Here is a 14,269-nt window from a genome sequence, read left to right as displayed (position 1 = left end):
TCAAGTTGCTGTTTAATGGTGTTATTTTATGTTCTGGTCGTTTGTTTGAGCGAGCATCTGTATCAATTTGTGCTCTGGCAGTTAAAAAGCTGTGACTAATGTTGAAGGTTAAGCGTTGATTTAACAGTATCGAATCGAGGTTTTAACTTCAGTACAACTAAATAAAACAATAATAAGTCAATGCGTTAATGATATTTAACGTCCAGGGAGATTTACATGAGTACAATGACATTAACAGCAAGAGCGATCCGTCGCGGTTTGCTTGCAGCAGCTGCCACATCAGTTGCGTTTTCGGGGGTCGCTTTTGCAGAAGAAGTGGCTGAAAAAGTAGAGCGTATAGAAGTAACAGGTTCACGTATCAAGCAAGTTGATATGGAAACTTCTTCACCAGTTACCGTATTAAGTGCTGCTGATATTGCATTAACAGGTGAGAAAACAGTTGCTGATGTATTAAACAACTCTTCTATAAATGCATTTGGCTCATGGCGTGGTACGTCAGGGTACGGTTCAGGAGCTAGTGCAACGAGTTCTGTCAACATGCGCGGGCTGGGCGCTCAAGCAACGCTAGTACTACTTGATGGTCGTCGTATGCCTGGTACTAGTTCAAGTTCAGGTGCCACTGCTGATACCTCACAGATCCCATTAGCTATTGTAGAACGTATCGAAATCTTACGTGACGGCGCTTCTGCTGTTTATGGTTCTGATGCTGTTGCTGGTGTTATTAACATTATTACTAAAAAGGAATTTGATGGATTCCAATTAGATTTCAGTACCGAGCAACCTTCAGTTGAAGGTGGTGATGCTAACCGTTTCTCAATTGCCACAGGCTTTAATACTGATAAAGGCAATATCACTTTTACTTATGAGTACTATGATACTAAATCAGTCATGGACCGTGATATTTGGAACATGGATGATCCATCTTATGGTGATTACAGTTCATTCAGTTCTGTGCCAAATGGTTATTATAACACTGGTGTTCAAGACACTAATGAAGATGGTACTCCAGCCTTTGATGATGATGGTGAACCAATCTATGTTTACGATTTTTATTCAAACTCTGACATGTGTGACCAAACTGAGAATGTCTCAAATGGTATCGGTGAAGACAATAGTGGCCGTTGTTACTACAGTTATGGTGAAGTAACCAAATTATTTGGTGATATGGAACGTAATTCGTTCATGACCAATTTTAATTATCAAATCACTGATGACATTCAATTCCGTGGTCGTGGTTCAGCATCGCTAAGTGAAACAAATACTCGATATGCTGGTACGCCAGTCTCTACTAATTACCCTGTCTTAGCTGCGGATAACCAATACAATCCGACTGGTAAAGACATGACGCTGTACATGCGTTCGGTACAAATCGGTGAACGTGATACGTTAACAGAAACCAACAACTTTGATATTTTAGGTGGATTTGTAGGTTTTGCTGATGTGGGTAATGGTATTGATTGGGAATTAAATGCCCAATACTCTGGTTCTACAACTAACTCGTTTAATTACAATTTGATAAATGACAGCATTATTCAAAGAGAGTTAGATACAGGTAATTACGATATTTTCAATACTACCGGTATGAGCTATGAAGATTGGGATCAGCAAATGACAGCGCTTTACAGTGCTGCGAATCATACTGGTGTTTATCAAGGTCAATTTGATAGTACTCAAATTGACGGTTTAGCTTCAACATTATTAGTGGAAAACGATACCATTTCTTTAGCAATGTTAGTTGGTGCTGAATATGAAATGATTAACTTCAAGCAAATGTCAGATCCTGAATCTGCTTCAGGTATTATTTCAGGCGGTTCAGGTGGTGATGATGTTGATGCTGAGCGTGATCGCACCGCAGCATATACTGAAATTCAATTAGGCCTACCAGCGAATATTGATGTATCTATGGCTGTTCGTTATGAAAGATACGAGCAATCAGGTACGTTAACTGGCGCGAGTGGTGAAATCGTTAATTCTTCAACATTTGATGCAGTAGTACCTAAGTTAGGCGTCAGTTGGAGACCGGTTGATTCATTACTTGTTCGTGCAAGTTATGGTGACTCCTTCCGTGCGCCAAATATGGGTGAGATGTTCTCTTCACAATCACTTAGCTTTGAAACCGCGTATGACTCAGTTTGGTGTGAGGCTAATAATGACTCTGACGCTAACTATTGTGCAACAGCTAATCAGCATAAAACCTGGTTTGGTGGTAACCCAAATCTAGAAGCTGAAGAAGGTAACTCGCTAACTTTAGGTGCAGTTTGGAATGCGACTGATGCTTGGAGCATTGAGCTTTCTTACTATGACATTACCTACGACAACAAAATCGAAGCGGTTAGTGCAACAGATGTTATCCGTGATGAAAAAATTAACGGTAGTTCAGAGTTAGTTCACCGTGGAAGTGATGGAAAAATTGAGTACCTAGAAAGTGGTTATATCAATATGTCATCAGTTAAAACCTCAGGTTTTGACTTTGCAACCACTTACAATGTTGAAACAGGTTTTGGTGACTTCAACTTTAAAGTTGATTTAACTCATATCCTAGAGTTTGAAGAGCAAGCGAATGCAGAGTCTGAAGCAATTGACCTAGCTGGTATTCAAGATTATCCAGAATGGCGTGGTAACTTTGCCGCAGCTTGGTATTACAACGACTTTAATGCTGCTTGGACTACGGTTTATATCGGCAGTCAGTCTGGTGATTACTGGCGTGATCTTGGCTACAGCTATATCACAGATACTCCTGATTACTTTAAGCATAATTTCCAAGTCGGTTACACACATGACTGGGATGGCACTGTAACAGTAGGTGTTAACAACCTGTTTGATGAAAAAGCGCCAACTTGGTATGACTTTGCGGGCTATCGTGATGTGAACACAGGTCTATATGATGTATTAGGTCGTACTTATTATGTTCGCTTAAGCCAAAAGTTCTAAAATAGTTTCTCCTCCCTGAAACCCAAAAACCTCCGCTTGCGGAGGTTTTTTTTATTTGCGAATAACAACTTTGTGGCTGGATTAGACTATAAATCTGGGTCGGACCATAAATGACGATGAATTGCTATCAAGAATAGAAAGCACTTTAAACCATTAATCAAGCTTTAATGACTTAGCTTAAGCTCATGACGATGTTGTTGGTTGTACTTTTCAGCGCAGTGAGCACAGCGCTGCTCTGTGGGATCGGCGGCCAAGCGCTCCGCTTCAATGTCAGACTCACAGTCAGAACATAAACCATAGAGGCCAAGTTCAAGCTGGCAAAGAGCGGCATCAAGACGGGTTAGTTGTCCAAATAGAGGGGTGTCAGTTAATCGCTGCTCACTCATGAGTTCAATCAACTCGGTCAAACTCATATTAAATTGAACTTGAGCAGAAGGCTGAGTTTGTTGGTTTAATTGATGTACAAGTTCATATTTTAACTGTGCTTCTCGTTGCAATAATATTTGTTGTACGTCTTGAGTGTTCACAAGATCACCTAATTAGTTTGTTCATTTCACTGGTTATCCAGTCTACCGTTAATCAATATGCTTACTATGATGGAGATCAATTGAGAGTTAATTTGGGATTTCAGTATTAGGCTTTATTTATATAGTGTGAACTAAGTAGGTAACTAAACGCGCAAAATCTTATATTTTGTGCTGTAAATTAAGCAAGATAGCGAAGGGGATAGCTCAATGATGGTCTGTATCGGGGCAAATTACTGACTCAAAAAGAATAATGCAGTTTGTTTAACCGAAAACCCATCACAGAAATGAGTTCTCAGTTAATGAAAGCTGTTAATGCTAAAAAGACTGCTTAAGTTAGCCGTTAGTCGCTAACTGTTGTTCATGGGCTTTTTCTAAAATGGCAATGATACCTTCAGCCGTTTTAAGCACTCTGAGCTCTCTGAATAACACATCAGCTTCAGGGTACTGTTTATTCAAATAAGTAAACCATTGCTTTACTCGGGCAGGGTAATAATCAATTTTCTTGTTAACCAACTGCTTTTGGGTGTAGTTCAGTAACAAATTTAGCGTTTGTGACCAAGTGTAAGGCGCTTCAACGCCTTTTATGGTGGCAGCAAGGTTTGGCAGAGACATTGCCCCGCGCCCCAGCATTATGCTGTCACAGCCTGTAACTGCCATACAGCGCTTAGCATCATCACTATTCCAAATCTCACCGTTAGCAATAATAGGGATAGGTAAACGCTCACGCACCTCGGTTATGTATTCCCAATAAGCAGGCGGCTTGTAACCGTCAGTCTTACTGCGAGCATGAATAGCAAGCTCGGTAGCACCCGCTTCATACACAGCGATAGCGTTTTCCATAAATAATGATTTATCTTCGTAACCGAGACGGATTTTAGCAGTAACAGGTTGATCTGCTGGTACTGCATCACGCATTGCTTTGACTATATCGTGAATTTTATCCGGGTATTGCAGTAATACTGCGCCGCCATTACTGCGGTTAACCATTTTAGCGGGGCAACCAAAGTTAGCATCAACACCGCATGAGCCTAGCTCAACCGCGCGCTGGGCGTTTTCTGCCATCACTTGCGGATGTTGCCCTAATAATTGAATTCTTACCGGGGTGCCTGATGCGGTCAAACCGCCATTACGCAGCTCAGGGCATAATTTATGATAAACCTTCTCAGGAAGTAACTGATTAATCACCCGCACAAATTCGGTTACCACCAAATCATAAGGGTTGATTTCAGATAAAATTTCTCGCATCAAATCATCAATGACGCCTTCCATCGGAGCTAAGACTACGTGCACAGTACTACCTGGTTAACTATAAAAGGAGCGCTATTCTAGCGAGTTTAATTTTTTATACAAATTCATTTCAAGTATTTGAATTCACTGTTATCTGCTGCAACTTAATATTTAATCTTTTATATCAAGTTGATAGATGAATATTTTGTCCTATCCTTAATCATTAGAGAACTTCTCTAGCAATATTTTTAATAAAAAATGATGATTTAGATCAATTAATGTGAAATAAAAGTAGCAGGTTGTAGGTCTATTCATCTGTAAGCCAGCACTGTTTGTTGTTGGTCATCATTATTAAGTTTGAATTTAAGGAAATTATTATGAACTCAGTAAAGCAAACAACAGTCGCATTGGCATTAGGTGCAGTCGTATTAACCGCTGGCGTATCTACGTCTGTAGAGGCTAATCCATTTGGTTTTGAGCAAATGAATTCAGGTTATCAGTTAGATGGCGGCGATAAAAAAGCTAAAGAAGGCAAGTGCGGTGAAGGTAAATGCGGCGGCGATATGAAAAAAGCCAAAGAAGGCAAATGCGGTGAAGGTAAATGCGGCGGCGATATGAAAAAAGCCAAAGAAGGCAAATGTGGCGAAGGCAAGTGTGGCGGTGACATGAAAAAAGCCAAAGAAGGCAAATGCGGTGAAGGTAAATGCGGCGGCGATATGAAAAAAGCCAAAGAAGGAAAATGTGGCGAAGGTAAGTGCGGCGGCGAGATGAAAAAAGCGGCTGAAGGTAAAGCCAAAGAAGGCAAATGTGGTGAAGGTAAGTGTGGTGGTGCTAAATAATCAATCTGATTATTAGCAGGCTGATTTAGCAGCAGAAATCGATTTATAGCTTTCATGCCGATTAAATCTACGCCAATATAAGGCCTGTTATACAGGCCTTTTTAGTTGGTAACTTTCATTAATTTAACTGATTAATTGTGTGTTTGAGGTGATAAATGGCAAAACAAGCAACAGTGGGACTGGGTTTGCGCCGAGAAATGCTTGATGAGTTTTGTCAGCATGTGCCTGATGAAATAAACTTTTTCGAAGTGGCGCCTGAAAACTGGATGACCCTAGGCGGTAAGTTTGGTAAGCAGTTTAGGCAACTTACAGAGCAACATGAATTTTTTTGCCATGGTTTATCTTTATCTATCGGCAGCCCACATGCGTTAGATACTGAGTTCGTTAAGCAAGTAAAACGCTTTTTAGATAGCCATCAAATCAATATCTACTCTGAGCACTTAAGTTATTGCTCTGGTAGCGGCCACATGTATGACTTAATGCCGATCCCCTTTACCGAAGAAGCGGTAACTTATGTTGCAAAGCGTATTAACCAAGTTGAAGATATTTTAGAGCGGCCGTTTATTTTAGAAAATGTGTCTTTCTACGCTGCGCCCGGCGCGAAAATGACTGAGCAGCAATTTGTTAATGCTGTGCTGGATGAGGCAGATTGTAAACTGCTGCTTGATGTTAATAATATTTATGTAAACTCAATAAACCATCAATATGATGCCGCTGAATTTCTCAGCTCAATGCCGACCAAGCGGATTGAATATATGCATATCGCGGGTCATTATGAAGAATCATCCAAGTTAATGGTCGATACCCACGGCGCTGATGTGATTGATCCTGTTTGGCAATTATTGCAACAGAGTTATCAGCAACATGGGGTGTTTCCGACATTATTAGAGCGTGACTTTAATATCCCCAAAACCGCTGAATTACTGCAAGAGATCAATCAAATTCATCGCTATCAACAAGCCGCAAAAGCGATCAAAAGGAGTGCTTAATGGATTTTATTAACACTCAACAAGCCTTTATGGATTATATTCGCGATCCCAGCAAGCCACTGCCACAAGGCATGACATTTGAGCGAATGAATGTTTACCGTGAGCTATTTTTCAATAACATCAATGGCTTTGTGTCAGGCGCGTTTCCGGTACTGAAAAGTCTTTATACTGATGATGCATGGACCAAACTCATTCAACAGTTTTTTGTAAGTTTTGACTGTAAAACCCCCATATTTATTGAAATATCCCAAGAGTTTATCTGTTTTTTGCAAACTCAATATCAGCCTGCGGATTACGACCCTGCCTTTATGTTGGAGCTAGCACATTACGAATGGCTAGAGTTATTTATTGCCACTGTTTTCGATGATGTTAATGAGCAGCCAATTGCCAAAGACTTGATTACCGAGCTACCGCTAAAGCTGTCAGTGACCGCCACTGTGGCGCAATATCAATATGATGTGCAGCACATCAGTGTCGATTACCAACCCACAGAGCCCAGTGAGCAGGGGCAAAGCTTTTGTGTTTATCGCGATGAACATGATGAAGTTAACTTTTTAAAGTTAAACCCATTAACAGCCCAAGTGTTAGCCTATATTGCTCAAGCCGAGCAATGTTACTTTAATGATGTATTGACATGGCTTAGCGAGACCTACCCACAGATGACGCCGGAAACCTTATCTAATGGCTGCTTGCAAATGTTGCAACAATTGGCCGACAAAAGGGTTATCTGTTCGTTAACACAGGCTTAAACAGTGGATAAAACTCCTACTTAATTTGTGGTTTATATTAAAAGTCTTTTTACATACAATAGCGCGAATTTTGTGATCCAGTTCACGCTGCTGTAAGGCGGCCAACATTACTGTTAGGAAGTAAAAACTATGAGTCAGCCGTTTAAAGACCCATTTAACATTATGTATTTTATTGGTTTTATTCTTGTTTTATTGTTACCAACGCTACCAGCGTCTCTATCTGCCTTGCGACTTGCAGGCTTAATTTAACAGCCAATCTCAGTTATTATACCGCTCAGTTAAGTCATAGAGTCGGTTATCCAAAAACCATTCTATTGAATGGTTTTTTTTGATTTGGGCTTGGAGTCATATGGCGTTAAAACGAGGCTTGTTCCTCATTACTGGTTTAACGAGCTTAACGCTTGGCACCATTGGTATTGTGGTGCCCTTATTACCAACAGTGCCTTTTATCTTGCTGGCTGCTTATTGTTTTGCCCGCTCAAGTACGCGGATGCATCACTGGTTGATGACTCATCCTTGGTTTGCTCAAGGGTTAAATGATTGGCAAGATAAACGAGCAATCAACAAACGGCTGAAGAAAAAAGCCATGATAATGACCACCTTAAGCTTTGTTGTGAGCATTTTAATTGTGCCATTAGTTTGGGTGAAAGTGATGCTCGCTTGCATGTTATGTTGCCTACTGGTTTATCTGTGGCAGATCCCAGAGTTAGATTAAAAGTTACCTTTAATTTGCTCGTTAGTTGCAACTATCTTAAAACATGCTTAGTATCACTGCCATTGAGTGATATGCCAGAAACTATATTTTCAATTTCAAGCTAATGATATTGAAAATGATGGCTATTAAAACATTCCTTTTACAATAGATTATCTAATATGACTATGAACTCAGAACGTTTAGCGCTTATCAAAAACAGTATTAAAGCTATTCCTGATTACCCAATCCCAGGCATTATGTTTCGCGATGTCACCAGCCTTTTAGAAGACTCTGAAGCTTATAAAGCCACTATCGCTTTATTTGTAGAGCATTATAAAGATCAAGGTTTCACTAAAGTTGTCGGTACTGAAGCGCGTGGATTTTTATTCGGTGCGCCATTAGCATTAGAGCTTGGTATTGGTTTTGTACCCGTACGTAAGCCGGGAAAATTGCCGAGAAAGACGATTGCGCAAACATACGATCTTGAATACGGTAAAGACACCTTAGAAATTCACGTAGATGCGATCACCCCTGAAGATAAAGTATTGGTCGTTGATGACTTACTTGCTACAGGCGGCACCATTGAAGCAACGGTAAAATTAATCCGTGAATTAGGCGGCGAAGTTAAGCACGCTGCATTTGTTATTTCTCTGCCAGATATCGGCGGCGAAAAACGTCTTGAAGGTTTAGGGGTTGAGTTATTGACCTTATGTGAGTTTGAAGGCGAATAGCCAAGCACGCATAATATGTTAGCGGCTTTGTTGAGCTTAACTCAATAAAGCCTGATTTTTGCTCTGCATCGATTGAATCTTCAGCAAATTATCCAGCCTTTTAGAGTAGCAATAGCCTGTGATTGATGAGCATGCTATTGTTATTTTTATTTTCGGGTACAATTAATTACCATTGGTATTATTTAGATCATCCCGTTTCATTAAAGCTTGGGGAATTCCATGTCTTATCAGGTGTTAGCCCGTAAATGGCGCCCTGCCAAATTTGAAGAAATGGTAGGGCAGTCACATGTTCTACTGGCACTTACAAATGCACTCACACAGCAACGATTACATCATGCGTATTTATTTACTGGCACTCGAGGTGTGGGTAAAACCAGTTTAGCGCGCCTATTTGCTAAGGGGCTTAACTGTGAGCAAGGGGTCACTTCGACACCTTGTGGCGTGTGTTCAAGTTGTGTTGAAATTGCCCAAGGCAGGTTTGTTGATCTTATTGAAGTGGATGCGGCCTCAAGAACTAAGGTCGATGATACCCGTGAGCTACTTGATAACGTGCAATATAAGCCTTCAAGAGGCCGTTACAAAGTCTACTTAATCGATGAAGTACATATGCTGTCTCGAAGTAGTTTTAATGCCTTACTGAAAACCCTTGAAGAGCCGCCTGAGCATGTGAAATTTCTACTGGCCACCACAGATCCGCAAAAATTGCCGGTGACTGTGTTGTCTCGCTGTTTACAATTTAATTTAAAAAGTCTGTCTCAAGATGAAATTACTAAGCAGCTAGATTTTATCTTAACTCAAGAGCAATTAACCTTTGAGCCCCAAGCATTAACACTATTGGCAAAAGCGGCTAACGGCAGTATGCGTGATGCCCTGAGCTTAACCGATCAAGCGATTGCCTTTGGTAGCGGCCAAGTGATGCACCAACAGGTGCAAACCATGCTTGGCAGTATTGATGCCCAGCAAGTCTTAGTGCTGCTAAAAGCCTTATGTGATGCCGATATTGCTAACTTAATGCAAACTATTCAGCAAGTGCTGAGTTTTGGCGCAGATGCCGATGAGGTGCTGCGCAGTTTATTGGAATTACTCCACCAAATTACCTTAACGCAGTTTGCGCCAGCCGCGGCGCAGCAGTCGTTATACAGCGAACAAATTTTAGCCTTTGCTCAGCAATTAACCCTTGAGCAAGTGCAGCTTTACTATCAGTTATTGTTAACGGGTCGCAAAGAATTAGGCTTTGCTCCTGATCCTAAATCAGGTCTTGAAATGGCGTTACTTAGAGCCGTGGCATTTGTACCTGAAAAGCCCGTTAAACGTTGGCACACCGATGAGCCAGTAACGATTTCATTGACACCAGACCCCGTGACCCCAGAAACGGTTAAATCGGCGCCGGTTAGCTCGAAGGCTGACACTGCTACAAATAATGCAGGCGCTTCAGTTGCAGACAATGAAGCAATAACGGCTACTAAGCCAGCCCAAGTAAGCAATACTGCAGTTGATAGCAGTTCTGTGTCTGCGGCAATAACGCTGCCACAAACTGCAAGTATCGCAGCTGAGGACGATAATCTAAATGCTGCTCCCGAGATAGCCGCAGAGCAAGCTATTATCCTTAGTCAAGCTGACAGTTTAGGTTTCAATCAGCAAGCAGCGACTGAAACGCAAGCAGTTGACTCAGGCGTTATTGCAGCGCCAGCAGTTAACGCCGCTGCAGTAGAAACACCTAGAGTAGAAACGCCAGCAATTGAAACTCAGCCTGTCACATCAACAACATCGTCAAATGAGATGCCCATTGATGCCTACGAGCAGTTTGCTCAGGCAAGTGACGAATCTTATGCTGAATTTGATAACGACGATCACAATCAATATCAGCAGGCAGAAGCAAGTACTCCGCAAGCTAATGTTCAGCAAACTAGTGCCGCGCAAGCTAAGCTTGAGCAAACAACCGTTGATACTACAGAAGCTGACTTAAGCGACATGGATGCTTTACTTGATGCTGTGCTCGCTACCAATGATTCATTAAAGGCGGAATTAAATTCGCTAGCCGAAGAAGGTGAACAAGCAAAAAAGCAACAGGCGGTAGCCAATCCAAGTATTAAAATTCCTGCACCCAAAGCGAAAATGCAGTCGATTGAAAATACCGCCACAGTTGATGCTACTATTGATGTAACCACGCAAGTAAACACAAGTGCAGCAAATGATGCAGCAGATAGACCGCCATGGGAAAAGCCCACTGAATTACCTGCAGCTTCAGTTTTAACTGCAATAGCAACAACTGAGCCTGAGGTGAGCCATAGTGCAGCAACTAACATGGCAGTTGACAATGCACAAACTACTATCGCCGCCGTTGAAGTGCCAACAAGCGCTGTTAATGAGGAGCCGGGAAGTCGTCAGCATGCACACACTGCCATAGCGTCAGCTGAGAATAATGCCCCAGTGGCTGAGACAGCAGTCGCTCACGTATCGACTGAAGTGGCATTAAACGGTCACCATGAAATCTCAGGTGATAGCCTAGATTTGCACTGGTACAAAATTATGTCGCAGTTAAGCATAGGCGGCAGGGTAAGACAGCTCGCCGTTAACTCGGTATGCCAACGACTGGACAATCCGATCCCGTTATTACTTAAACCGGATCAAAAACATTTATCCGCCGAAGTGGCGATTGAGCAATTACAAATTGCCTTATCGGAGCTTTTGGGCGAAGACACAAAGGTGCAAATTCAGGTTGGGCTTGATCCACAACATGAAACCCCACTTGAATTGCGTAAAAGATTTCATCGAGAGTTATTAGCTAATGCAAATTACGCTTTAATTAACGATGACAAAGTACAATGGATGTTTACTCGTTTAGCGGCTCAGCTAAATCCAGATACTTTAGTGTATCCGGTTGAAAAGCTACAGGCGATAGGGCAACAAATTCCAGCATTGACTGTTCAATAAAACAGCTAAAGCGTTATAGGCGTCAAAACTTTGATAGCAATAGCCGCGGATTTATTGCCAATTTATTTTTTTTCAGTAAGATTAGCCCCACTTTGGCTGCTTGCTAATAACCTAATTAAGAGAAAAGACTATGTTTGGAAAAGGCGGTATGGGCAACTTAATGAAACAAGCCCAAATGATGCAAGACAAAATGGCTAAAATGCAGGAAGAAATCGCACGCACTGAAATGACCGGTGAAGCGGGTGCAGGTTTAGTTAAAGTGACCATGACGGGTTCACACAACATTCGTAAAGTTGACATCGACCCTAGTTTGATGGAAGACGACAAAGAAATGTTGGAAGATCTTATTGCTGCAGCATTCAATGACGCAGCACGTCGCATCGAAGAAAACCAAAAGACTAAGATGGCTGAAGTCACTGGCGGTATGCAATTACCTCCAGGAATGAAAATGCCATTCTAAATCTTAAAGGTTTTAAGATTCAAAAGCCCAAGTTTATCTTGGGCTTTTTTGATCGCGTTTCGTTCAGATTAAATTTTCTGCTAAATTGTACCGCCATGTCAGAGTCTTATAAGGATATATTATGCTAACCAAGGTCGGTGAAACCGTTATAAAGTCGAAACACTTAGCCAGTTGTCATTGCGGCGCGGTTGTATTATCACTTTCATTACCCAATGGCATTGAAAAGCCAAGACGCTGTGATTGCTCAATTTGTCGCAGAAAAGGCGCCATTGTGGGCTCGGTAGAATTAGCTGGCATTCAAATCGTAAAAGGCGCGGATGCTCTCAAGTTATATCAATTTAATACCCACACTGCTAAGCACTACTTTTGTCGCCATTGCGGTATTTATACCCACCATCAACGTCGCTCTAATCCTACAGAATATGGCTATAACATTGGCTGCTTAGAAGGTGTTAATCCTTTTGATATTGATGATGTTGTGCTTAACGATGGTATAAATCACCCCGCAGACAGCTAAGCGATAAAAGCATTAATTTGTTAACTCAAGGTTAAAAATATTTGACATGGTTGATTGTTAGCCTAAACTAAAAGCGTGTCAAAAATAGTTAACACCAAGTGAGGTTTAATTAACATGAGTAATGCAAATAAATTACTGCAATGGCTGCAAGAAACGAGCTTTCGAGAAGTCACTTTATCCGTTGATTTACTGGTAACGGGCTATATTTTCTATTTTTATGGTAGCAGCTTATTTCATGCTAGCCCTGAAGAATTAGCTTCAATACAGTGGATTTCAGGTATCTTTTTAGAAATTATAATTTATTCAGTAGTGCTAATGGTGGTGAGCTACATTGCTCTGGCATTAATCACAGACGATGAACTGTCACAACCTATGGATGTACGCGAAAAACAAATTAATCTCATTGGCTATAAGTATTCAGCGATTATTTTGAATGTAGGCGTGATACTGGCCATAGTGCAATACAGTGTTGAAGCCAATGACCTTGGTCTATCACAATTGGGCTTTGCTCATGCGCCGCTGCATATTTTAGTGGTGTCTTTTTTGTGTGCTGAGCTGGCATTTTATGTGGTGCAGCTATACAAGGGGCGTACAGGTGATATTTATGAGTAAACCGGCGATTTCTAACGCTATCCGCACCTTGCGTTTTTTAAATGGTGAAATGACACAAAAGCAGCTTGCTGAATTAATAGGTGTCACTAGGCAAACCGTGATGGCCATTGAGTCTAATAAGTATTCACCCACTCTTGAAGTGGCTTTTAAAATTGCTGAAGTGTTTGAACTGCCGCTAGATCAGGTATTCAGTTATCACCCCGAAAGTGATACTAAGTCCTAGCACTAATAGTTAGCAAGCTAGCTAGCCTTGGCAACAGTTAATACTGACAAAGAAACGCTAACCGAACTGACGAGTTCTGTGTTGTGAGTAGCATTAGCAATAACATCATTCTTTTGTCGCAATCATAATTACAGTACCATACGCACATTGATGCTGATTGAATGGTTTATTAACTTAAATCAGCACGCTTAATTAATAAAATAAGGCAATGAAGTATTTATGAAATTTAGTCCACTGGTTGATGAGCTTATCGAATCTTTGCGCTGCTTACCGGGTGTCGGACCAAAATCAGCCCAACGCATGGCGTTTCAATTATTAGAGCGTAACCGCAAACAGGGCCATAAATTAGCCAGTGCGTTAGAACGTTCAATGAGTGAAGTGGGGCATTGCCAAGCCTGCCGTACCTTTACAGAAGAGCAGCTATGTCCGATCTGTAGTAGCCCTAAACGGGGTAATTCAGAAGTAATTTGTGTGGTTGAAACCCCAGCTGATGTGTTAGCCATTGAAGCGGGTGGCCATTTTAGCGGCCGCTATTTTGTGTTACTTGGGCATTTATCACCCCTTGATGGTGTGGGCCCTGAAGAGCTTGGCTTAGCGTTATTAGAGCAACACCTTGCATCAGATGATGTCACAGAGTTGATTTTAGCAACCAACCCCACAGTAGAAGGTGATGCCACGGCGCATTTTATTGCTGATATGGCCCGTAGACATAATGTAGTGATCAGCCGAATCGCCCACGGAGTCCCTGTTGGTGGTGAGCTTGAGTATGTTGATAGCACCACGTTAGCGTTGTCATTCAATGGTCGTATTCCGCTGTAGTTGCGAACTGTAGTTAT

General features: G+C 41.5%; 14 protein-coding genes. 12 read left to right on the top strand and 2 right to left on the bottom strand.

Going from position 1 to position 14,269, the window contains the following annotated elements:
• Window positions 1-216 precede the first annotated feature (216 nt).
• Window positions 217-2,931 carry a TonB-dependent receptor gene (locus AB4160_RS16955; RefSeq protein ID WP_303445926.1) on the top strand — a complete coding sequence of 905 codons (2,715 nt, stop codon included), beginning with the start codon at window positions 217-219 and terminating at the stop codon, window positions 2,929-2,931.
• 164 nt (window positions 2,932-3,095) lie between these two features.
• Here AB4160_RS16955 and AB4160_RS16950 read toward each other — a convergent pair whose 3' ends face one another.
• Together AB4160_RS16950 and AB4160_RS16945 are read right to left on the bottom strand one after the other, a co-directional pair.
• On the bottom strand, window positions 3,096-3,458 hold the full coding sequence (locus AB4160_RS16950; protein ID WP_076542304.1) for a TraR/DksA C4-type zinc finger protein: 363 nt from the start codon (window positions 3,456-3,458) through the stop codon (window positions 3,096-3,098).
• A gap of 333 nt (window positions 3,459-3,791) precedes the next feature.
• Window positions 3,792-4,748, bottom strand: a complete 957-nt coding sequence (locus AB4160_RS16945; protein WP_102476091.1) for a tRNA-dihydrouridine synthase — start codon at window positions 4,746-4,748, stop codon at window positions 3,792-3,794.
• A 314-nt stretch (window positions 4,749-5,062) separates the two neighbouring features.
• On the opposite strand from AB4160_RS16945, the gene AB4160_RS16940 reads away from it, so the two are divergent.
• From AB4160_RS16940 to recR, 11 genes are all read left to right on the top strand, one after another.
• On the top strand, window positions 5,063-5,524 hold the full coding sequence (locus AB4160_RS16940) for a hypothetical protein (protein WP_303445925.1): 462 nt from the start codon (window positions 5,063-5,065) through the stop codon (window positions 5,522-5,524).
• Window positions 5,525-5,679: 155 nt separating this feature from the next.
• Window positions 5,680-6,513 (top strand): DUF692 domain-containing protein, encoded by an 834-nt coding sequence (locus AB4160_RS16935; protein WP_372005617.1) that lies wholly within the window; start codon window positions 5,680-5,682, stop codon window positions 6,511-6,513.
• The gene (locus AB4160_RS16930; RefSeq protein WP_372005615.1) at window positions 6,513-7,262 is read left to right on the top strand and encodes a DUF2063 domain-containing protein; all 750 of its coding nucleotides are present in this window, start codon (window positions 6,513-6,515) and stop codon (window positions 7,260-7,262) included. Before AB4160_RS16935 ends, AB4160_RS16930 begins: the two co-directional genes overlap by 1 nt.
• Before the next feature lie 349 nt (window positions 7,263-7,611).
• Entirely contained in the window at window positions 7,612-7,977 is a 366-nt protein-coding gene (locus AB4160_RS16925) for a YbaN family protein (protein WP_102436336.1), read from the top strand.
• Between the two features lie 158 nt (window positions 7,978-8,135).
• Window positions 8,136-8,687: an adenine phosphoribosyltransferase gene (apt, locus tag AB4160_RS16920; protein ID WP_198589273.1), complete on the top strand. Its 552-nt coding sequence runs from the start codon at window positions 8,136-8,138 to the stop codon at window positions 8,685-8,687.
• Window positions 8,688-8,906: 219 nt separating this feature from the next.
• The gene (gene dnaX / locus AB4160_RS16915) at window positions 8,907-11,621 is read left to right on the top strand and encodes a DNA polymerase III subunit gamma/tau (RefSeq protein WP_372005613.1); all 2,715 of its coding nucleotides are present in this window, start codon (window positions 8,907-8,909) and stop codon (window positions 11,619-11,621) included.
• Between the two features lie 130 nt (window positions 11,622-11,751).
• Window positions 11,752-12,081: a YbaB/EbfC family nucleoid-associated protein gene (locus AB4160_RS16910; protein ID WP_076542292.1), complete on the top strand. Its 330-nt coding sequence runs from the start codon at window positions 11,752-11,754 to the stop codon at window positions 12,079-12,081.
• A 121-nt stretch (window positions 12,082-12,202) separates the two neighbouring features.
• Window positions 12,203-12,598, top strand: coding sequence for a GFA family protein (locus tag AB4160_RS16905; RefSeq protein WP_102436332.1), 396 nt, complete (start codon window positions 12,203-12,205; stop codon window positions 12,596-12,598).
• A gap of 114 nt (window positions 12,599-12,712) precedes the next feature.
• Window positions 12,713-13,210, top strand: coding sequence for a hypothetical protein (locus AB4160_RS16900; protein ID WP_102476095.1), 498 nt, complete (start codon window positions 12,713-12,715; stop codon window positions 13,208-13,210).
• The gene (locus AB4160_RS16895) at window positions 13,203-13,433 is read left to right on the top strand and encodes a helix-turn-helix transcriptional regulator (protein ID WP_102436328.1); all 231 of its coding nucleotides are present in this window, start codon (window positions 13,203-13,205) and stop codon (window positions 13,431-13,433) included. Before AB4160_RS16900 ends, AB4160_RS16895 begins: the two co-directional genes overlap by 8 nt.
• A 219-nt stretch (window positions 13,434-13,652) precedes the next feature.
• Complete coding sequence (gene recR, locus AB4160_RS16890; protein WP_076542258.1) at window positions 13,653-14,252, top strand: recombination mediator RecR; 600 nt, start codon at window positions 13,653-13,655, stop codon at window positions 14,250-14,252.
• Window positions 14,253-14,269: the final 17 nt, after the last annotated feature.

Origin of the sequence: Shewanella sp. 10N.286.51.B8, from assembly GCF_041469325.1 — a bacterium.
GTDB lineage: Bacteria > Pseudomonadota > Gammaproteobacteria > Enterobacterales > Shewanellaceae > Shewanella.
This window is presented reverse-complemented; position numbering and strand designations above follow the sequence as displayed.